This is a genomic window from Lewinella sp. LCG006 (genome assembly GCF_040784935.1).
Classification (GTDB): domain Bacteria; phylum Bacteroidota; class Bacteroidia; order Chitinophagales; family Saprospiraceae; genus Lewinella.
Map to the genome: position 1 here is coordinate 1,080,269 of NZ_CP160680.1, position 20,921 is coordinate 1,101,189.

Annotated in this window: 15 protein-coding genes; 5 read left to right on the top strand and 10 right to left on the bottom strand. The window is 48.4% G+C overall.

The window, feature by feature from the left end:
* Window positions 1-6 precede the first annotated feature (6 nt).
* The 3 genes from AB0L18_RS03715 to AB0L18_RS03725 are packed head-to-tail and all read right to left on the bottom strand — an operon-like array spanning window position 7 to window position 3,318.
* Window positions 7-984, bottom strand: a complete 978-nt coding sequence (locus AB0L18_RS03715; protein WP_367391235.1) for a succinylglutamate desuccinylase/aspartoacylase family protein — start codon at window positions 982-984, stop codon at window positions 7-9.
* Window positions 959-1,972: a RimK family alpha-L-glutamate ligase gene (locus AB0L18_RS03720; RefSeq protein ID WP_367391236.1), complete on the bottom strand. Its 1,014-nt coding sequence runs from the start codon at window positions 1,970-1,972 to the stop codon at window positions 959-961. The genes AB0L18_RS03715 and AB0L18_RS03720 overlap by 26 nt, the downstream gene beginning before the upstream one ends.
* Window positions 1,969-3,318, bottom strand: a complete 1,350-nt coding sequence (locus AB0L18_RS03725) for a hypothetical protein (protein WP_367391237.1) — start codon at window positions 3,316-3,318, stop codon at window positions 1,969-1,971. The genes AB0L18_RS03720 and AB0L18_RS03725 overlap by 4 nt, the downstream gene beginning before the upstream one ends.
* Window positions 3,319-3,625: 307 nt before the next feature.
* On the opposite strand from AB0L18_RS03725, the gene AB0L18_RS03730 reads away from it, so the two are divergent.
* The 3 genes from AB0L18_RS03730 to AB0L18_RS03740 all read left to right on the top strand — a co-directional run bounded on the left by AB0L18_RS03730 (window position 3,626) and on the right by AB0L18_RS03740 (window position 9,463).
* A complete protein-coding gene (locus tag AB0L18_RS03730; RefSeq protein ID WP_367391238.1) occupies window positions 3,626-6,343 on the top strand; it encodes a S8 family serine peptidase in 2,718 nt (905 codons plus the stop codon).
* Between the two features lie 101 nt (window positions 6,344-6,444).
* Window positions 6,445-7,716: a T9SS type A sorting domain-containing protein gene (locus AB0L18_RS03735; protein ID WP_367391239.1), complete on the top strand. Its 1,272-nt coding sequence runs from the start codon at window positions 6,445-6,447 to the stop codon at window positions 7,714-7,716.
* Window positions 7,717-7,873: 157 nt separating this feature from the next.
* A complete protein-coding gene (locus AB0L18_RS03740) occupies window positions 7,874-9,463 on the top strand; it encodes a M28 family peptidase (RefSeq protein WP_367391240.1) in 1,590 nt (529 codons plus the stop codon).
* Window positions 9,464-9,579: 116 nt separating this feature from the next.
* On the opposite strand, the gene AB0L18_RS03745 is transcribed toward AB0L18_RS03740, so the two are convergent.
* From AB0L18_RS03745 to AB0L18_RS03755, 3 genes are all read right to left on the bottom strand, one after another.
* On the bottom strand, window positions 9,580-10,086 hold the full coding sequence (locus tag AB0L18_RS03745; protein WP_367391241.1) for a GNAT family N-acetyltransferase: 507 nt from the start codon (window positions 10,084-10,086) through the stop codon (window positions 9,580-9,582).
* Window positions 10,087-10,160: 74 nt separating this feature from the next.
* Complete coding sequence (gene xylA, locus AB0L18_RS03750) at window positions 10,161-11,486, bottom strand: xylose isomerase (RefSeq protein ID WP_367391242.1); 1,326 nt, start codon at window positions 11,484-11,486, stop codon at window positions 10,161-10,163.
* A 95-nt stretch (window positions 11,487-11,581) separates the two neighbouring features.
* Window positions 11,582-13,063, bottom strand: a complete 1,482-nt coding sequence (locus tag AB0L18_RS03755) for a xylulokinase (RefSeq protein WP_367391243.1) — start codon at window positions 13,061-13,063, stop codon at window positions 11,582-11,584.
* Between the two features lie 412 nt (window positions 13,064-13,475).
* On the opposite strand from AB0L18_RS03755, the gene AB0L18_RS03760 reads away from it, so the two are divergent.
* The gene (locus AB0L18_RS03760) at window positions 13,476-14,159 is read left to right on the top strand and encodes a Crp/Fnr family transcriptional regulator (RefSeq protein ID WP_367391244.1); all 684 of its coding nucleotides are present in this window, start codon (window positions 13,476-13,478) and stop codon (window positions 14,157-14,159) included.
* A gap of 157 nt (window positions 14,160-14,316) precedes the next feature.
* On the opposite strand, the gene AB0L18_RS03765 is transcribed toward AB0L18_RS03760, so the two are convergent.
* The 4 genes from AB0L18_RS03765 to AB0L18_RS03780 all read right to left on the bottom strand — a co-directional run bounded on the left by AB0L18_RS03765 (window position 14,317) and on the right by AB0L18_RS03780 (window position 18,940).
* Window positions 14,317-14,949 carry a YceI family protein gene (locus AB0L18_RS03765; RefSeq protein WP_367391245.1) on the bottom strand — a complete coding sequence of 211 codons (633 nt, stop codon included), beginning with the start codon at window positions 14,947-14,949 and terminating at the stop codon, window positions 14,317-14,319.
* A gap of 99 nt (window positions 14,950-15,048) precedes the next feature.
* Window positions 15,049-16,374 (bottom strand): hypothetical protein, encoded by a 1,326-nt coding sequence (locus tag AB0L18_RS03770; RefSeq protein ID WP_367391246.1) that lies wholly within the window; start codon window positions 16,372-16,374, stop codon window positions 15,049-15,051.
* Window positions 16,375-16,516: 142 nt separating this feature from the next.
* Entirely contained in the window at window positions 16,517-17,092 is a 576-nt protein-coding gene (locus AB0L18_RS03775) for a YceI family protein (protein WP_367391247.1), read from the bottom strand.
* A 117-nt stretch (window positions 17,093-17,209) separates the two neighbouring features.
* The gene (locus AB0L18_RS03780) at window positions 17,210-18,940 is read right to left on the bottom strand and encodes a WG repeat-containing protein (RefSeq protein ID WP_367391248.1); all 1,731 of its coding nucleotides are present in this window, start codon (window positions 18,938-18,940) and stop codon (window positions 17,210-17,212) included.
* Between the two features lie 176 nt (window positions 18,941-19,116).
* Here AB0L18_RS03780 and AB0L18_RS03785 point away from each other — a divergent pair, with 176 nt between their 5' ends.
* On the top strand, window positions 19,117-20,901 hold the full coding sequence (locus AB0L18_RS03785) for an OmpA family protein (protein ID WP_367391249.1): 1,785 nt from the start codon (window positions 19,117-19,119) through the stop codon (window positions 20,899-20,901).
* Window positions 20,902-20,921 lie beyond the last annotated feature (20 nt).

Genomic DNA, 20,921 nt, shown 5'->3' on the forward strand with positions numbered 1-20,921 from the left:
AAAACTTTATTTATAAATTCCAAGGTGTAAAATACGTCCTCCTGTTTGATTGACCGGGCTTACGCTTTTGCCAATAACGATACCATCTGCTGGTGCGTGATAATCTTTGATTTTGGTGCCAAATATATCTCTAATTGTTGCAATTAGCTGCCCTTTCTTGATTTCTTCCCGCAAATCTACCCAAACAGTGAGCAATCCCCCTACATCGGTATAAATCCAAAAGGATGAATTGCACAAAACGGTAGGTTTAGCGGGTGCTTCTATCTCATCATCGACCATCTTCAGGTGGCAAAGAACATTGTGAATGCCCGTAATACCGCTGCGAATCAAGCGTTTCTGAAAAGTATTGGGATTACCCACTTCCAGTGTAATAGCAGGAATACCTCTTTCAGCCATTGCGCCACGCAAGGTACCATCCGAAGCGGGATTATGCACAATAATATCAGCATTTTGCAACAATGCCAACTCCTTCACCACTGGATGATCCATATTGGCACGAATATAATAAGAATTGACTCTTCCCTGGCTTGCAGTATGTAAATCGAGTAAATAATCGAAATGTTTTACCAAGCGATCAATAAAACGGAAGGCATACACCTGGCTTACATTCCCACCATCTTTACCTGGCATGATGTGATTGAGGTCAACCCCATCACTGAACCGGCGGCTCCGGCGGACAAAAGAAGGCACATTCACTACGGGTACGCCTACGATGGTACCTTTGAGTTCTTCTACTTCTACTTCATTAAATAGCCGTTGGATGACCGGGATACCATTCAATTCATTGCCATGAATAGCAGCAGTAAGCCCGAGTACTGGGCCATCCTCTATCCCGCGAGCAACCATTACGGGAATACAAATAGGGTTGGAAAACCCATCAGAAATGATTTTCAGCCAGTAATTGCGCTTGGTACCCCGGGGAGTATCTTTCAGATTAAAATCCAAAATCATCGGCAGGCTATCCTGCGTAGTGGGTATCAGCATAAATAAAAATTTTATCAATTGTTGGTTGAAGAACGGGGCGTCCCGTTTGTTGTTCAGCTTGAGGAAAGCCTCCTATACTCAGGGTATTGATTTCTGAAAGCACGCGTTTACCATCATCATCCATCAAGGTGTCGGCTCCGTAGATGAGGATACCTGCTTGTTGGAGTTTAGGATTTATATGAGCAATAATCGCTTCCTCATCGGAGGTTGGCGTGGCAGGTACTGAGGTTCCTCCCTGTGCTACATTGCACAGCCAGGAATCGGGCGCAGGTAAGCGGAGCGAAGCTGCCATAATTTGCCCTCCTGCGACCAGAATTCGTTTATCACCCTGGTTGACATTTTTCAAGAACTTCATGCCCAACATACCCTCTGTTTCTAGAATATCCTCAATCCCCTTGAGGTAAGTAACGGTATTGTGCAAGCTCGTCCCATCATCCAATGTGGTTCCATCAATTTTGAGCAGGCCGCGGCCTCCATATTCTCGAAGAGGTTTCAATACAATTGGGAATTTAGCGGCAAAATCCAGCACCTCCTCCATAGATCGGCATAATTGCATATTCGGGCAAACCTCGGGAAAATTTAACAGAAATTGCTTGGTACTGGTTTCCACAATCCCCCGGGGGTGGTTGACGATGGCTTTCCCATCCAATAAAGTGGCTAACCACATTAGGAATTCATCACTAATGGGCCGAGGTAAGCGCAGAAAAATGAGGTCATAATCCTTAGGGTCCACCACTCGTAGGCCTTGGGTAAGATAGTCCCCCTCATCGGTGTAGGCAAAATCCGGGGTAACCGCAGCTACCTGCAATTGTTCACCATTTTGCGCGGTAAAAAAGGAATCATTACCCGCCCAGGCTCTGGTTGCGATGTCAATCTCCGCGCAGCGTGGATGGTTGAGCATTTGCCTTAGCAATGCATAAATAGAATTTTCGGTGCTATGCCCCCGGTGATCCGTCAGGACTAGTACCCTATACTGTGCCTTTATCATAACATTATTTCATCCAGCAGCGTCGAGTCATCGTTTAAAGATTTGAAAAGACGCATGCGAAATTTACCTTTACTGTTGTAAAGATTTTTACACATTTTATCAATAGCGATAGTGGACAGTACCGTTTGAATATAAGCCTCTACGAGATCATCCAGACCAAGCCCTAGTTTATTAAAATCTCTCCGGTCCATCAACATCAAACGATTGGTATCTGATCCCCATTCATTTTCAGCGTGCTTGATGGAGAGGTTGGTACCCAGCATGCTCCACGAATCGCTTCCGGAAGTGATCTGATCAGCAAGCGGCTCGGCTGCCCGTCGTGAATACACACACAATGGCTTGATTCCGTTTTTGGTACTACTGACCATTAGACGTAAATCCGTCACGTAAGTTTCTCCTTTAGCTGTGGGAATAGTGCCAACATGGTAAAATTTGCCTGCACTGCTGGTTGAGCTCCAATTATAGTTACCGATTAAACTTTGCACAATGAACCGCTGGTACTCCATGTCCAGGTCCATAAAACTATCCAACTCCTTTTCACTGATGATGGTATAGACGCCTTGGCCGGCATTACTGTAAGGAATTTTAATGACCGCTTGCCCACCTAGCTTTTGTACCCACAGTGGAATTTCTTCCCGACTGACATCCCAGATCGTTTCTGGGATATTGATTTTCAAGCCGTGGGGGTGCAGTTCAGCGTTATAAATATCATAGGCTTTGGCGGCCACCATCTTATTGCGTCCTCCGGCCAGGCAGGCCACAATAGGGTTGAGCAATTTGGTTTTACACTGCAACGGGAGGCGATTCCAGGGTTTCTGAGTGACATAGCGAAAAGCTGCCCGCAACCGTACCCAATCACCTTCTTGCTTTACGTAAATCCAGTCGTTCTCTACCTTGATGTGCTGGTTGTTTTCTCCCTTATAATAAGGAATCAGTAATACCTCTTCTTGCATCACATCCGCAATAACGGCAGCATACCCAGAGGTTTCCATGAAATTCTTATCGTAAATCAGGCCCAGTCTTCCTTCCTTTTCCTTTTCTTTTTTCTTTTTCAACAGTGGCTTGAAGGTACGTTCGATCAACAAACGATAGGAGCCATCCTCCTTATTATCATCTAAAAGCGGCATCGACTTTTGCCCAGAAGGGCAAGAGTTGTTTTCGAGAATGACCATCTGGCGTTTCCCCGTTGCGGAGGTGGCATTGATCAGGTCGGCACCACTCCACAGAAAGTATTTGCACTCATAGTCGAGCACTTCTTCCAACTTAGCACGATTCACCATGGGGTGAAGGTGGCAGTAGCGAGTGATGATCCTTTCTTTGGAAAGATTGAGGAAAAAGCTCACCATTGGATGTATCGTCGCATTAAGCGCTTTTGGGTACCAATGGTTCTCGCTGCGAAAGCTTCCAGGTTGGATGGAGGCTATGTTAGATGGATGTTCGATGATACTAAGTTTTAGTTGGGATAGGGTAATCCAAAATTCCCCGCAAATATGTTTGCTTTATCCCAAGTATACTAATGAAAATAAAAATCATTCGTATTTTTTTCCCATTACATCCTCAATATCATACCAGCCTCTATTTGGTCGAGAGAGGTCGCATTTTTGAAGTATTAAATCTGAACAATTATTCAAATTACTTCAAACATACATTAACATGCGACTTTTAACTATTCTCTTTTTTCTTCTTTCCTTTTCTTCTCTGGCGACTGCCCAGGCTTACCTCTCTCCGCAGCTGACCGAAGCACTGGCCTTGGGAGAGCCTTTAGAAGTAGTGGTAGCTTTTCAGGGCAATGATGCTCCTACTGCTGCTGACCTTAGCTTATTGAATACTTTAGGGATTACTCAGGGAGCAACTTTACAATCGCTACCGATTGCAGGAGTGATTGCAACCCCGGCACAAATCAATTCGCTGGCAGCCAACCCCAATGTAAGGTCCATTTTCCTCAATTATGCGATTGATTATGAAAACAACAGGGCAACAGCGATTACGGGTGTTGATCAATTGAGGACTGACCCCATCATTACCGCCCAAAATGGTGGCCTGCCCGTTTCTGGCCATGGCATCGGCGTCATCATTAATGATAGTGGTGTAGATGGCACTCATCCCGATCTTGAGTTTGGTGCTAACCTGGTGCAAAACGTAGCAGCTCACGCCAACCTCAATTCCTATTCCAGTATTTTACCCTACACACCTATTGAGGATGTACCCAACACCGATGCGGCCGGAGGACACGGTACCCACGTTGCGGGTATTGTAGGAGGTACCGGTATGGCTTCACAGGGGCTTTACGAAGGCGTAGCTCCTGGTGCCGACCTCATTGGCTACGGTGCTGGTGCCGCGGTAGCATTGTTGGATATTCTATCCGCTTTCGATTACGCTATTGTAAAGCAGTTTCAGTATGGTATTCGCGTAGTGACCAACTCTTGGGGAACAACCAGCGATGTAGGTACAGATTTCAACCCTGCGGACCCTATCAACGTAGCTACAAAAAAATGTACCGATCGTAATATTGTCATCGTATTTTCGGCGGGCAACTCCGGTGCTTCTTCTGGAACGATTACGGGGAACTACAAAAAAGCACCTTGGGTCATTTGTGTCGCTGCCGGTGACAAGCAAGGTCGCCTGACGGATTTCTCTTCGCGTGGCCGTGCTGGCGTTGGCGGTACGGTTGTTGTTGATGGTCAGACATTCACCTGGGAAGATCGTCCTACAGTTACTTCACCAGGTAAGGCGATTATTTCTACACGAGCGATCTCACCAATTGGCTTGTTAGGTACACCTGATGATATTGAAACGATTGAGCCTGCCCACTTGCCCTTTTATACCACTCTTGATGGCACCTCTATGGCCGCACCTCACGTAGCGGGCATTGTGGCCTTGATGTTGGAAGCCGACCCTACCCTGAATCCTTATGAAGTAAAAGCCATCCTGCAACAAACCGCTACCAACATTCCCGGTCGTGCAGGTTGGGAAGTAGGTGCTGGCTATGTAAATGCTTACGCCGCGGTAAACACCATCTTTGGCAATGCCAGTAATTACGGTAGCTCCTTGAATATCAATCGCAACTTTAATGGAAATGTAGTAACCGCTAGTAGCACCGAGAACTTCGCCGTAGACTATTTCCCTGGCGATACCGAACAGCTTACTTTTGAAGTCGCTCCAGGCACGACGAGCCTGGAAGCCAAGACCGTAGTAGGTGGAGTACTGGGCGAAACGGGTAACCTCTTGAATTTGGTATTGTTCTCCCCGAGTGGTCAGCGCTACAGTGCGGGTATTCCGGTAACTTTCACCTTGAGTGTTGGACGCGGAGTAGCAGTAGCCAGCCCTGAAGCAGGTACCTGGACCCTCAGCATTGAAGGACTAAATGGCTTGGCCTTACCAGAAACGGTAGAGGGCACCATCACCCAAAGTGTTATTTCCGGTGCTACCGGCCTGGATGATGTAAATGGTCACCCCAATGAGGCATCTATCCGCCTGGCAATAAGCAACCGTTTGATGGACAGCAATGGCAGCAATTTTGAACCAACAGCTTTGTTGACTCGACTGGAACTTGCTGATTACCTTATGATGGGTCAGGGAGTACGCCAGTATTTTTCCTCAACAGGAGTACTACAATTCCCCACACTTAGTGGCAATGCCAGCCTACTGGCCGAGTCAGTGATGGCTATCGGCGCTGCCTTGCGGGATGGTCAATTGAACAACAGTCCGCTAATGACAACAGCGACCAATGGCTTTGTTCCAAACGGCACCGTGACACGCGCCGAACTGGCCTACACCCTGGCCCAAAGCCTTGGCTTGGAAGACTACGCCAACTCGCTCGCTAATGACCCAATCACCGTAAATGTTGATGGAGAAACCATTGAAGTAGAGGATGCCAACGACATTCCTACGGCCTTGCGCGGACACGTACAAGCAGCCCTCAATCTTAACCTGATCAATGTTTACTACTCGCTTACGCAAAATCCTTTTGGCTTAGGGTTTACCATCCACGCCCACTTTCAGCCAAATGCGGAGATCAGCAGAGTGGAGTTTGCCGTGATTGCTACCCGTACTTTTGAGCAGTGGGTGAACCCTACCCAAAACTTCACAGTTCCCCAAAGCGACACCGCCAATGCTGATTTTGACCTGAGTGTCTACCCCAATCCTACGACAGATCGTTTGTTTGTAAAAACCAACATGTTGGAGAATGAAATAGCAGGCAAAGTAAGCTTGCTGAACAATAGTGGGCAGGTTGTTTACCAAAACCAGACCCTTCTTTTCCCTTACGGAGAAATCCAGGTAAACGTAGCAAATTACCCAAAGGGGCAATATTTTCTACGCTTAGAAACGGCAACGGGTGAGCAGTATACCAAAGCTATTGTACTGAACTAATACCTTGAGTTGATTGATCAATGTTTTTAAAACCCCGTTATTAGCAGCCTGCTAATGACGGGGTATTTTGAAGTTTTATTCACCTCAGAAATGTACCCCCTATGAAATACTTTTTCCTCCTCCTTACCTTCCTTTTTCAGCAAAGCATCATTGCCCAAGACAACTTCAGCGAAGATTTTGATCTTAACCTCGGTACGCTGAACAATCAAAATCAATGGAGTGGCAATACCAGTTTCCAAGTAACAACTGACGGCATGAACCTTGCCAATTATCCCCAAGACAACGCAGACGGGCAGGTACTAACATTGCAGAGTAGTGGTGGAAATATTGGTCGCGACAACCTCTTGGCGACCTCCCTGGCCAGTGGCGCAGCCTATCTATCCTTTCTGGCTCGAATTGACAATGAGGAGCAATTGCCCACCTTTCCTGATTATCAGATGGCTTTAGAAAAAGAGGCTTTCACGAATACTTTTGGTGGCTTCGGTTTTTATAAAGACCCATTAAATGGTGTAATAAAAGCCGCACTAACGACGCAGTCTTTAGCGGATGAAGTAACGAGTAGCATAACCTTTACGACGGCTACCGTCTATCACATCGTCTTGAAATACGAATTTGTGGTGGCTGGCAACGACCTGCTCAAAGTGTTCATCAGTGACACGTTCATGTCCAAAGAGCCAGCTTCACCTACTTTAACCACCACCGTAAATGGTACTGGTCTACCCGATCAAATCGGTCGCATCTTGATCAATGCTCCCGCAACGAGTAGTAACATGATGGTAGTAGATGGTATTCAATTCGGCAACGCCTGGAACGGCTTTTTTGACCTCGGCCTACTCCCGGTCGAACTAAGTGATTTTCGGGGAGAACACCATGAAAATGGCACGCTGCTTTTCTGGCAAACCCACTCAGAACACAACAACCAAGCTTTTGTGATTGAACGCAGCGGCGATGGTAAGACATTCAGCAGCATCGGTGAAGTAGCGGGTAGCGGCGACAGTGAGTACACCATCAATTATCAGTTTACCGACCCTAAGCCCGACTTGGGTAGAAATTATTATCGCCTCACCCAAATTGATTTTTCGGGCGAACGTAGCCTAAGTGACATCATCACGGTCAACGTTTCAACTAAGCCTACCAGGATTCGCCTCTACCCGAATCCTACCAGTGATTTCCTCACAATTGTGTCTCACCCCAACAGCACGAACAACATCTTTATCCGTAGCAGTAATAACACTTTGATGCCCCTGAACATGATGGAACAATCCTCTTCTCAGCAAGTGGTTGATGTTCGCAGTTTTGAACCCGGCTGGTATGTTATTGAAATACACAACAACCAGATGGGTAATATCCGGGAGGTCTTTGTTGTGCAATGAGTGGTTATTGTCCTCCCTTCCACTGATTACCCACCCCGTTTCACTTCTCTTTTATCCCCCATTTCCGATTTTACCCTAACTTTAGGAGGTTTATAGTCTGCTCTGGCAGGCTATATTTTTTTTGACATCATTGTTTCACTTGACTTAAAATCGCATTATGACTAATCGCTTACTAGTGCTCGTATTTATGTTGTTCACGGCCTTTACCTTGGCGACTGCCCAGGAAGAGGTCAATAAGGACATCAATGACCTGATCCGCAAACACGGTCTGGACCAAAGCCAAGCCATGGAAATTGCGGGCTGGATCACCGATGTCTATGGCCCGCGACTGACCGGCTCGCCCATGCTGGACAAGGCCACCGAATGGGCCCAAAACACCCTGACCGAATGGGGTATGACCAACGTACATTTGGAAAGCTGGGGGCCTTTTGGTCGCGGCTGGGAAATGACGCATTTTGAAATGCACGCTAATGGGCCCGGCTACTGGCCAGTCATTGCCTACCCCAAAGCCTGGTCACCTTCGGTAAAGGGCACTGGAGAGGTCATCTATCTTCAGGCCACTAATGAGGAAGAGCTGGCCACTTACAAAGGAAAATTGAAAGGCAAGTTTGTGTTGTTCGACACGATACGCCAAGTAGAAGAACTATTTGAGCCAGCCGCCAAGAGACATGATGCAGAAAGCTTACTCGAACTGGCGAATGCTCCTGAACCCACCCCGCGCCCGCGCAGCAATTACCGTAATTTAAGTGGCTTTACGTTCAACCAGAAGATTTGGCAATTCCTCAGTGAAGAACAGCCGCTGGCCGTTTTGGACCGTAGCTACAAGGGCGACCTGGGTACCGTATTCGTTTCCGGCGCCCGGACAGCGGAAGGTAGAGCTCAAAATACAGACCGCGAAGTAATACCCCAGTTTACCTTGGCCGTAGAGCATTATAATCGCATTTTCCGCAATCTCCAGCGCGGTATTCCCGTACAGCTCAGTGTGGAACTGGAGGCTCACTATACCAACCCGGACGAGATGGAGCACAACATCATCGCAGAGATTCCTGGTACTGACCTGAAAGATGAGGTGGTCATGTTTGGTGCTCACTTTGATTCCTGGCATACTGGCACCGGTGCTACCGACAACGGCGCAGGCTCTACAGTGATGATGGAAGCAGCGCGCATTTTACTGGAAACGATCAAAGAAAGTGGTATCCAACCCCGTCGTACCCTCCGTTTGGCACTATGGACGGGCGAGGAACAGGGCTTGTTTGGATCTAGAGGCTACTCCAGGGAGCATTTTGCGGAGTTTCCACCCGACAACAACACCCCACAAAGCTTGAAACCGGAGCAGGGAAAAATTTCTGCCTACTACAATCTGGACAACGGTACGGGTAAAATCCGGGGCGTATATATGCAGGGGAACGCCGCAGTAGGGCCCATTTTTCGGGCCTGGTTAGAACCCTTCAAGGACCTGGACGCCAGCACCCTGAGTTTGTCCAATACTGGCGGCACCGACCACCTGGCGTTTGATGCCGTTGGTATCCCTGGCTTTCAGTTCATCCAGGAGCCCATGGCTTATTTTTCGCGTACCCACCACTCCAATATGGATAACCTGGATCACCTGGTAGAGGCCGATCTGGCCCAGGCGGCTACCATCATTGCTTCTTTCGTGTTCCATACGGCCATGCGCGATGAGATGATGCCGCGGAAGCCTTTCGAAGTGGAGACGACGGAGAAGGAAAGCGATTCCAGCGAAAAATAAAGGGGTGTAGAGTGATTTTGGGTAGAAGGTAGAGGGATTAAGAAAAACGGTCTTTAGCTTTTCTTGCTTTTGAGCGTCCCTCTATCTTCTACTACTCGATGTATTGCGCAGAAAATTTACGGCAACAGCCCATACTTCACCTCGTCGAATACCTTTCCGTTTTTGAGAACTGCTGCTTTTGCGACACCTTCATTTTCAAAGCCATTTTTTTCCAGTACGCGCATAGAGGCGGTATTGTAGTCGTAAGCAGATGCAAAGATGCGCCGTAATTTCAGCTCCTTGAAACCAATTTGAATCATCTCTTTCACCGCCGCTGACGCCAAACCAAGTCCCCAGTAGGGCTCACCGATCCAGTAGCCCAGCTCGGCCGTACCTTCGTAGACATCCTGCGCCGGATGCAGACCAATCACCCCAACCAGCGTACCATCCAGCGTAATGGCGCGAATCGTAGGACCTCCGGGGGTAAGGGCCATTGAGATAAACTCATCCGCATCCTCCGCTGAATAAGGATGAGGCATCCGGTTGCGGACGTTGTTCCAGATATTGATATTGTTGGCTAGTTGGGCAAATCGCTGTCGATCGGAAGCCTCCAAGGGTCGGAGGGCTATTTTGTTATCCATCATTTTTTCTTTTAAAATTTTGCAACAACAACATTCTTTACCTGCGATCCTGACGTCGCTAAAGCGTTTCCGGCTTACTAGCTAAATTGATTGATAATATTTTCAAACAATTCCTGCTTGCCCGAACGTTGCTCCGGTTCACCACTTCGCTGTGCGATTTTAGCCAAATCGGCAAAGCTCAATTTACCATCGGCGAAGGCCTTTCCATCTCCGCTGGCAAAGGAGCTGTAACGCTCTTCTCGCAGCTTCAAATAAGGGGATTGCTGTAGCACTGCGTCGGCGGCTAGCAAAGCCCGCGCAAACACATCCATGCCTCCTATGTGGGCGTAGAAAATATCGGCAAGATCTGTAGAATTTCGGCGTGTCTTGGCATCGAAATTGATCCCTCCACCTTGCAAACCGCCACCCGTGAGGAAGACCAACATGGCTTCGGTCAGCTCCATCACATTATTGGGAAACTGATCGGTATCCCAGCCGTTCTGGTAGTCGCCGCGATTGGCGTCCATGCTGCCCAGCATACCTGCATCGGCGGCTACTTGCAGCTCATGCTGAAAAGTGTGCTGCGCCAGGGTAGCGTGATTCACTTCGATATTGAGTTTGAAATCATCTGCCAAACCATATTCGCGTAAGAAATTGATCGACGTTGCCGCATCAAAATCATATTGGTGCTTACTGGGTTCCATCGGCTTAGGCTCAATAAAGAAGGCACCTTTGAATCCCTGTGCTCTGGCGTAATCTTTGGCCATGTGCAGGAACCTTGCCATGTGGTCGAGCTCCTGTTTCATATCTGTATTCAGCAGCGACATATAACCTTCGCGGCCTCCCCAAAAAACGTAATTCTCTCCGCCGAGCTTAATGGTCGCATCCAGTGCTATCTTCACCTGTGCACCAGCGTATGCTACTACGGCAAAGTCGGGGTTGGTCATCGCGCCATTCATGTAACGTGGGTTCGAAAACAAGTTGGCGGTTCCCCAGAGGAGTTTTACGCCGCTACTCTTTTGCTTCTCCAAGGCATAATCAGTGATAGCTGCTACCCTGCGCTCACTTTCCGCCAGCGTATCACCTTCCGCTACCAAATCAAAATCGTGAAAACAATAGTACGGCACCCCCAATTTGGTGATAAACTCAAAACCAGCGTCCATTTTATCTTTGGCTTCCTGTACCGCGTCGCTTGCTCCCAACCAAGGAAAACGCTTGGTGGGCGCACCAAAAGGATCGCCACCTGTACCACAAAGGGTATGCCACCAGGCTACCGCAAAGCGAAAATGCTCGGCCATGGTTTTTCCGGCTACTACCCGATCGGCTTCGTACCAACGGAAGGCCAATGGATTATCAGACTCCCGGCCCTCGAAAGGGATTTTTCCAATGCCTTTAAAATATTCTTTACTTCCTGTGGTTATCATGGTTTGATGGTTTGATGGTTGTTGGAATACTTCCGATTTCCCACTTCCGATCTCCGACTTTGAGAATGGTAGATGGTTGATGGTTGATGGTTTTTTCACAAAATCATTTTCAGATCGCTGTACCATTGTTGGTATGCCTCTTGGTAGCTATCCTTGGTTTTGCTGGGTTCGTAAGCTGTGACGAGTTTATTTCCCGTCATCGCTTCGCGGATGCTGCTGTAAATCCCCACTGCAACTCCTGCTGCTTTTGCGGCACCGATGGCTCCCGTAGTTTCCAGAACTTCGATGCGACTCCCCAGCAGATTGGAAATCGTACTAGCAAAGATACCCGATTGAAAAAGATTGTCGTTGCCAACCCGCATAACTTGCAAATCGAGCCCCATCTCTTGCAGTATTCCGGTACCGTAGACAAAAGAGAAAGCAACTCCCTCTAAAGCCGCTCGATAAAAATGAGCACGGTGATGGCGATTAAACTGCAGGTTGTTGATCCTCGCTCCGGGGGCTTTATTTTCCAGCATACGTTCTGCGCCATTGCCAAAGGGCAAAATCCGCAGGCCATCCGCTCCCGGAGGGATGGCAGCAGCCAGTTTTTCCATTTCAGGGTAACCCAAGCCTTGTTCTGCCATGTGCTGCTTCACCCAGCTGTACTGAATACCAGCACCATTGATGCAAAGCAAGATACCAATCCGAGGAGCTTCCCTGGTATGATTGACGTGGGCAAAGCCATTGACGCGGGATGCGGGATCATAAAGCGGCCGATCCACTACCCCATAAACGACGCCCGAAGTCCCTCCGGTTGCCGCTACTTCGCCTGCTGCTAACACATTCAGCGAAAGGGCATTGTTTGGTTGATCACCGGCCCGGTAGTTGACGGGAATACCGCTGCTCAGCCCCGTGGCTTTGGCAGCAGCCGTCGTAACTGCTCCCTGTAAAGAGAAGGTATCTACCAGTTCTGGTAATAGGTTTTCATCAAAACCATAATAATCCATCACCAGTGCCGCGGGCGTGTTCTCCTGAAAATCCCAAAGAATGCCCTCTGATAAGCCACTGGCGGTCGTTCGAATTTCCCCAGTCAGCCGCATCGCGATGTAATCGCCTGGTAGCATTATTTTATGGATGCGCTCGTACAAGTCTGGCTCATTGTCCTTAACCCACTTCAGTTTAGAAGCCGTAAAGTTGCCCGGCGCATTGAGCAGGTGTTGTAAACACTTCTCTCTACCAATTTCCTCCGCAGCTTTATCTCCGATTGCGACCGCCCGACTATCGCACCAAATAATTGAGGGACGTAATACTTCCTGATTTTCATCAACCAGCACCAGCCCGTGCATCTGGTAAGCGATCCCGATACCTTTGATCCGTGAGGGATCAATCTGGGTTAGCTGCAGCAGCTTTTGGGTCGCTAAACAAGCATTGCTCCACCAAGTTTCAGGATGCTGCTCGGCCCAGCCTGATTGTACCGCCAGCATTTCCATTTCTGTCGCTGGTGATTGGGCCACGGCCAGTTGCTCACCCGTCTGGGCATCTACCAAAGCTGCTTTGATAGAAGAAGACCCGATATCATAACCTAATAGATACATAAACAGCGAGCATATAATTTTTTATTAGCACTAAAAGTACTTCAATTTTTCAAAATAAAATGCTGTGATAAGGTCGTGATACTTTTGTTACACTTCAACCCTAGCTTTGCCATTGTATTCCAACGAGAGGAGAAGGAAGCTGGTTAACCGGGGATAAAGATCCAATAGCTTGCTTTTTCTCGTATCTAATACTAGCGTTGGTATAGTGGTCTGTCAAACTTAAACTTTCCGGTTGCCCGATGCGTCTTTAGGCACTGCTCTTCGTTGGAGAACCCCTTGCGTAGCGCTGCTATGCAAGGGAACCTCCGCCTCGATCAGCACCAAAATCCGCGTTCGCTCAACCGGAACTTTAAATATTGACAGACCACTAGCCACCAACATCGATTTCAAAAAAATGTAAACTATAATCATAATGGGAACCTCCTCTTTCGCCTACCTCAACGAATTCGCCACTCCTACTGCTAAAATTAGCACCTTTAAAGATGCTTTCGACCCCTTGTCTATACGCACACTGCCACGAGGCTCCTACTTATTTCTCCCGGAAGAGCAGGCCGACATGGTGTATTACATCCAAGAGGGCACCATCAAATTGGGCACCTACGGAGCTGGCGGTAAGGAAATCACTAAAGCCATCTATCGCACAGGAGAAATTGTTGGTGCCATGGCCTTATTGGGCGAAGAAAAGCACCATAATTTTGCTTATACCATGGAGCGGGTGAAAGTTCGTGTCATGAAAGTTGCCGATCTACAACAAAAAATTCGCCAGCATCACAATCTTCATCTAGAGCTGATGCGGGTCGTGGGCCAACGTCTACTCGCTACGGAGCATCGTCTGGAATCGATGGTTTTTAAAAATTCTCGCAGCCGCATCATTGAATATCTGTACGAGCTGGGGCAAGAGCAAGGACAGCGCGTAGGCTATGAAGTGCTGGTTCGCAAATTCCTTACGCACCAGGAGATCGCCAACCTGACGGCTACTTCCCGGCAAACGGTTACGACCATCTTGAATGAGTTGCGCAATGACAACATCATCACCTTCAACCGCAAACGATTATTGATTAGAGACATGGAGCTGCTCGCGAAGAAGGTGGGGTGAAAGGGAGGCTTGCCTTTTGTGTTACTAAGAGGCAAAACCTACCCAGGTAAGCCTCACGGTATTGGGTACTGGGTATAGGGACTTTGAGTATTTTAAAGGAGGCTCGGGTTGAAGCCCAAGTTACATTTAGTTAAAAATCCGCTAAGCAAGTGTTCCTCTAATCCGCTGACAACACCAGCACCAAATCCATGTTGATCTTAATGCAATCATCTACCCTGATTGCTCCCAGCATTGCGCGGGGAGGTTCGATATTAAAATGGGTGAGATAAATGGGCTTGGCCCCCACGAAGCGGTAGCGCTGGTAGCCTAGATGAGTACCTCTTACGTGCATCACCATCTCCCGGGTTTCACCGGCGATCTTCAGTCTTAGGCGGGCTTGTAGGTCTTCCCATTCGTGGCATTCCCCGAAAAGCTGGTGATCGTGGGCTTTCACGCTCAACAATTGTATCTCTACAAATGGATGCTTATCAGCAGCCAGGGCTTCGTACATGTCCTTGTTCATCGTTCGATTGCCGCAATCCAGGGCTTGTACCGGCAATTGCAAAATACTGTTTACGAAAGAAAAACCATTCCCCTGTTCTTCCACCATGCTGCCCCGCCCGCCTTGAAGGGAAGAGGTACAATGACAGGTAAAGTCAACTACATTACTACTACCCTCAAGAAAGAGTTTACTTTCTGGATCGATAGTGTAGGAAAAAGAGGTGCGATTCTGCCATAAGGTATCAGGCTTCATCGATAGAAAAGCCGTAAACACCCCGATAGAAAACAGTGCAAAGAATAAGCTTTTCATGATGCGATTGCGTAAGAAAAAGCCTCCCGGAAAGCGATATGCTTGCGGGGAGGCTTTCGTGATTAGAGAATGGTGTTCTGGAAAGAAAGAAGTTACTTCTTAGAAGCCAACTGCTGCTTCTACCATCATGCCTTTGAAGTAGCCTTCGTTGAAGATACTCGTACTTGGGTAGTCCTTGTACTGCTGATCTACGTAAGACAACTTGAGTAACAGATTAGGCGTAGGATACCAGCCTGCCGCAATCTCCATTCGGTTTACCGTAAGGTCCATAGGCTCAAGGTTAGCGTCCATAATTCTAGAGCTCAGTGCACCCGTGACGGTGTTGTAGCGAGCACCCACATACACTTGCTCACGAGGTAGGAAGCGATAGATACCTTCAACTGCGATCTGTGTTACCTGACGTTTTTCAGGATTTTCAGCACCTTCCTTGCGGGGGTCGCTGCTGGCGTAGCCCTGAGACTGCTCGTAGGTAGCAAACAGTTCAAAACCTTGAATTTTCACGAAGGGGTTGATCTGGAAGCTGGTCACGTTGGTGGTAAAGCCAGGGTTCATGCGGCCAGAAAAATCGCTCTGAGAAATCGCAGACTCCATTACTTCGTAGAAACGAGATCCGGCACGGTCGCCACCGTAAAGCGTATTACGCCCTGATTCGGGGTTCATGTAAACGCTACCAGATAAGCGGAAGCGGGTCGTTTCGTTGAGCTGCTTGTCAAAAGCCAGCTTACTGTAGATAGAAGCTTTGCGGGTGGTGTTGGTCACGTTACCACTGATTAACCCGTTAGAAGCACCTACCATCACCATGAAGTTTTCTGTAGGGAAAGCATATACCTCACCACCGATTTCGGTAGCAAAAGCGTCCATGATGTAGTTGCCTACGAAGGGATTCCAGATGGCATTACCATTGTCGGTGCGGCGGAAGTGTTGGTCACCATAATTGACTTCCATGTGTCCGATCTTCACCCGTAGGTACTTATCAAACCATTCTGGGTTGTTGAACATAGGCAGCTTGTCGACCTGGATGTATCCCCCTTTCACCCAGAACTCTGAGTGGTGACGAGAAGACATGTAGTTTTCCAGAGAAACCCGGATACCATCTTCAATTTGAAAATCAAGGTTCAGGTTGGCGGCAGCCAGGTTAAAACCACTACCCAAATTGTACAGCTGGTTGATGTTGGCACCATCCGCATTGAGCACTTCGTCGGCCATATTACCGTGTTCCAAACCTTGGTATTGTTGGGTAAAACTACCTCCTACCCGCACAAAACGCTTGTCGAAGGTCGTGGTCATATCCTTAGCAGGCTCGAAAACATTTACACCGTCTTGGTCATAAGGGCGCCAGTTTGCAACCTGCGCTGAAGCCTGTTGCCACATACCTAAGGTAAGGAGTAGCATAAAAATTGAACGGAAGAAATTAGTCGTTTTCATAACTTAAGTATTAAGACAATGAATGATTTTATTGGTTGTTGGTTGATCGTTGTTGGTTGATCGTTGATCGTTGGTTAGATGGTTGGTGATTGGTGGTTGAAACTTCCGACCACCCACTTTCCACTTCCGACTTTGCAAAAGGCTAGTTAGGGCTGAGGGTTAGATTGAACTTGATGGTTACATCATCGCCAGTCGTAAGGGTTCCTAAAAGTGCTGTTGGGGGTTCAATGCCATAATCGGTCATTTTCATGGGGTAGGTACCCGTGACTTGACACTGCCCGTCCGCCAATGGCGTGAAGAGTACCTGAAGATTAATGGTTTTGGTAACACCCGCTACCGTCAGTTTGCCTTTAGCGGCTACGGTACTCTTATTGCTATTGTTGGTGATGTTGGCACTCGTCAGGGTAAAGACGATGTTGGGGTGCTCTTCTGCTTTTAGAGCGGTGTGGGTTTTGCCATCCATAATCCGACCTTTGGTACTGGTAATACCATCAACAGGAATATTGACTTTCACATCGCTCAACTCGCTCAGTACCCCATCGCTAAAGCTGAAAGTTCCGCGCCAGCTGACCTTCGTTACTGCCGATTCCCAATCATGCAGATTAGAAGTACCAGAGATGCTGAAATCAGATTTAGTCAATCGGTAAGATTGCCCGCTCATGGGGGCGATGACCATGAAGGTCAGAAAGGTAAGAAGGAAAAAATTTAAAGCTTTCATTTTGCTTTGATTGCTGGTTCAATGCAAAGATGTAGCTTTAATGAGGGTAATACTATTACATTTATTAGCCTCCTTTAGTGATTTAAATCACACAAAGGTTCTATTAACATACAGTGCTTATTTATAAACGATCTCCGTATCCGGCAGGGCCTTGCGCAAGCGAGGAATCAGGCTGGGAGGCAGTGGATTATCCTTTATATTCAACACCTGTAAGTGTTTCATTCGGAAAATACTACGCGGTAATTCTGTCAGTTCATTTTCTGAGACATCCAATTCTTCCAACTGTTCCAAATCATTCAATTCCTTGGGAAGTACGGTAAGTTGGCAGTGGCGCAAGTGCAATTTACGGAGGCTTTTCTTCCCCAGTATCGTCTCCCAGGCAGTTGTCATCAAGTGAAAGTCCAGGTTCAAGTCTTCCAAAGCTCCAAGCGCAGGCAGACGCTGACCAAAATCGTGGGGCAAGGGGTACACCTGCTGACGGAACATCTGCCAGCGCCGAGCTCCCAAATTCAGGCGTATTACTTCTTCGTTAGTGGCTTCCGCTACTTGTTCCCAGCGGGTAAACACAAAATCGGGGCTCAACCAGTACTTACCTGTCGCGAGCCATTCCAACCGATAGGCTGGCACGTAGGTCCCTTCGTTATAGTTGCAGCCCACAACGCCGGGCACGGGCAGCCATACTTCGCGGCAGGAATCTTGCCAGACCACCTGCCCGCTGGTATCCAACAACTGGTAATCTCTGATAACCCGATTGTACGTCAAACGCCCTGGCTGGTGCAAGATATCGCCCTTTTGTCTGGCGTTACCCGTACAGAGATCTAGCATTTTGGGGTCATTCACAATGGCCAGGCCATGCCTGAAGCTAGTGGCCTCGCAGTAGCGTGCAGCGATCGCCCATTGTCCTTCCGGGTTGAGGTAACCAAACTGCCCGGTGATCGTATCCTGAGCCAAGGCCCGGCGATACGCATAATCCAAGAGATGGTTGTAGTTGGGTTCACAAATCAACTGTCCCTCTTCATCAATAACTCCAAGCTTGCGGCCTGTGGGGTCAGTACCCACAATGGCTCTTCCTTCCCTAAAGGGCCGACAATTGCGATATGCCAATGTCATTTGCTGTGCCAACAGTTGCCCATTGGTATCCAGGATCACTAGTTCCTTGTCTTTACCCTGCACCATGAGGTAACCATCTTCGCTAAAAGGCTGCGAGGTGTTGATGCTCCATTCTTTCGCCGAAAGGTCTACTAGCGTATCCCAACGCAGTGTTTGCCCATCATGGTTTTTCAGGCGCAACAGGTAGTTTTGCTGCAAGGTGTCTTCTACGGCGTAACAGCTTTTTCCCAGGCTTACAACCGACCGGTATTGTGGTACGAGACAAAATTGCCCTAAAGTATCTATCAAGCCCTGATAACCACCATAGCCTGCTACTGTTAGTCCTCGTTCATCAAAATCATTCAGCATATTCAATCCTCTCCCCAGCACGCGACCATCTTTGTGGTAAAGTACGCCTCGCTCACCGTTCATGATTGCGGCCAGTAGTTGGTGGCCCATTTCTCTAGCCCACGTCAATTGCGGTAGCTCCTCCAAGCTACCATCCCGGTGCAAAAACGCATATTTATTGGGTGCGGGGTAGGCTCCGCGTCGCCATAACAACATTGGCCATTCTTCTACCGGAGCCATAGCAGCATCATGCCCCGACACACGCCATCCACCAGGAAGTTCGCAAAGCGTCTCTCCCTCCGGCGTCACGATCCAGCCCCCTTTGTCAGCGGCATAAGCACGTACGTAAATATTTTGCCCCCAGAGGCCGAGGCTGCACAGCATCGCAAAACAGATAAACAGGTTTTTCATGATTAGTGGTTTGATGGTTGGTTGGTGGTTGATTCCGTCACTTAAATCCTTACCCGTCCAAGGGGCTTATTGCACCATTTTTTTCAAAAATACATCTAGCGTACGTTACCTTTTCAGTAAATTCCGTTATTAACACAGGCAAGGCCACCAATTTCAAATCCAAAACCCTTTTAAGTATGCGCCAATACCTCTTACCTTTTTTATTGCTTTTTACCATTTTTGGTAACCTGTCAGCACAGGAAAACAACTATCCAGCCAACGAATCCCAACACTTTTCGGTCTATTTTGAGAGAGCCAGCGCTGATCTTGATGCGACTGCTCAAGCACAACTTCAAACACTTATCGACCAACTGCAAAGCATGGGCGATTATCGTCTCGAACTTGCAGCCCATACCGATAGCCGAGGCACGAGCCGCTACAACGACCGCCTGGCACAAGACCGTGCCCAATCCGTCACCAACTTCCTTCAACAACAGGATATCACCACCGATGGTATGCGCACCCTGGCCCTGGGTGAGCGGCAAGCTGGCAATGATCGCCACTCCGAAGAACTACAGCGCGATAACCGCCGGGTAGATGTCATCGTCAGTGGTTGGTACTGGCAAGGGATTAGCAGCTTACGGGATAGCCTGGCACAGCCACTCGCCCAAAAGTACACCATTGATACCGATCAAGACCAATTGATCGAAGGCCAAAAAGGAGGACGGTTTTACCTCCCCGCCAATAGCTTCGTCAATGCTGCTGGTGAAGACGTCATTGGCCAGGTAGAGGTAGAACTCACCGAATGCTACACGCTCGGCGATATGATCAGCATGGGGCTGACCACCACCGCCCAAGACCGTATCCTGGAATCAGGAGGAATGCTGCAAATCAATGCCTATCAAAACGGAGAACGCCTGCAACTCAAACCTGGCAGCTCGATTGCATCTTCCGTACCGACTCCCGAGTTTCGCCAGGATATGTCGCTCTTTTACGGACAAGCACACGGCGAAGAAAACGCCGATATCGACTGGGCCAATTCCGAAGCTCCCATACAAAACCGCTTGCCTCATCTGACCTTTGCTCCCCGGCCAATCGCTCCGTCATGGCAAGATTTTGCCTTTAACTATCTCAAGCAATCGGACGACAAAGCAGACCCCCGGCTTCCCAAAGCACCCAATGGTACAAAACCCGTCCGCCCACGTGAACCTGACTACGACAACATCGCTTACTACCCACGTGGTCTGGAAAAAATCTTTATGGGCAAAACTACCCAAGACGAGCGCACCGCCGAAAAAAGGGAAGAACGCCGCATCAGCTACGAAGAAGCCATCAAAAACTACGAGGAAAGGCTTGCCAATTACCACCAGTCCTTAGTAAAATACGACCTGGCGATGGAGGAATACGAAGAGATGCGCAGGAACGAAATAGACGAGAACGGCTTCATCACCACTGGCCCCGTATACGAATACATGAAAGCCAGAGCCGATTCGGCCTTTGCGATAGCCCAACGCAAATACACACGCGACAGCACGGGCTACGAAGGTTACCGCCGCCGGAAACTGGAGGCTTACGAACGCCAAATGGAGGCCCTGGGACAGGTAGACGCCAGCGTAGTGAGCACCTATTTCTTCAATATCAACCAGATGGGTTGGGCCAATATTGACCGGTTTCTGAAGACGGTACCCACTACGCCATTGGCTGTACGTGAAAACGCTACCGAGACGGATGCCAAAGCCATGGTCTTCCTCATGATTCCCGAGCGCAACATCATCCTGCGGATGCCTTATCAAAATCAGGAAGGTTTTGTCCTTTCGCGGGTACCCGTAGGGGAAACGGCCAAAATCATGGCCATCAAAGTACAGGACAAGAAGGCTTATCTCTCTAGCCAGGAAGTCATCATCACCGACGACCTCTTGATCACGTTGGATTATCGCCCAGGTCGTCTGCGGGATATTCGTGCGGAGTTGGCGGGGATTTAGTTTTTTATTTTACCACATGG

Coding starts and splice junctions, on each gene's coding strand:
- AB0L18_RS03715 (WP_367391235.1), bottom strand. CDS start 984: ATGCTGATACCCACTACGCAGGATAGCCTGCCGATGATTTTGGATTTT.
- xylA (WP_367391242.1), bottom strand. CDS start 11,486: ATGATAACCACAGGAAGTAAAGAATATTTTAAAGGCATTGGAAAAATC.
- AB0L18_RS03780 (WP_367391248.1), bottom strand. CDS start 18,940: ATGAAAAACCTGTTTATCTGTTTTGCGATGCTGTGCAGCCTCGGCCTC.
- AB0L18_RS03775 (WP_367391247.1), bottom strand. CDS start 17,092: ATGAAAGCTTTAAATTTTTTCCTTCTTACCTTTCTGACCTTCATGGTC.
- AB0L18_RS03725 (WP_367391237.1), bottom strand. CDS start 3,318: ATGGTGAGCTTTTTCCTCAATCTTTCCAAAGAAAGGATCATCACTCGC.
- AB0L18_RS03735 (WP_367391239.1), top strand. CDS start 6,445: ATGAAATACTTTTTCCTCCTCCTTACCTTCCTTTTTCAGCAAAGCATC.
- AB0L18_RS03720 (WP_367391236.1), bottom strand. CDS start 1,972: ATGATAAAGGCACAGTATAGGGTACTAGTCCTGACGGATCACCGGGGG.
- AB0L18_RS03755 (WP_367391243.1), bottom strand. CDS start 13,063: ATGTATCTATTAGGTTATGATATCGGGTCTTCTTCTATCAAAGCAGCT.
- AB0L18_RS03785 (WP_367391249.1), top strand. CDS start 19,117: ATGCGCCAATACCTCTTACCTTTTTTATTGCTTTTTACCATTTTTGGT.
- AB0L18_RS03765 (WP_367391245.1), bottom strand. CDS start 14,949: ATGAAAAGCTTATTCTTTGCACTGTTTTCTATCGGGGTGTTTACGGCT.
- AB0L18_RS03760 (WP_367391244.1), top strand. CDS start 13,476: ATGGGAACCTCCTCTTTCGCCTACCTCAACGAATTCGCCACTCCTACT.
- AB0L18_RS03745 (WP_367391241.1), bottom strand. CDS start 10,086: ATGATGGATAACAAAATAGCCCTCCGACCCTTGGAGGCTTCCGATCGA.
- AB0L18_RS03770 (WP_367391246.1), bottom strand. CDS start 16,374: ATGAAAACGACTAATTTCTTCCGTTCAATTTTTATGCTACTCCTTACC.
- AB0L18_RS03740 (WP_367391240.1), top strand. CDS start 7,874: ATGACTAATCGCTTACTAGTGCTCGTATTTATGTTGTTCACGGCCTTT.
- AB0L18_RS03730 (WP_367391238.1), top strand. CDS start 3,626: ATGCGACTTTTAACTATTCTCTTTTTTCTTCTTTCCTTTTCTTCTCTG.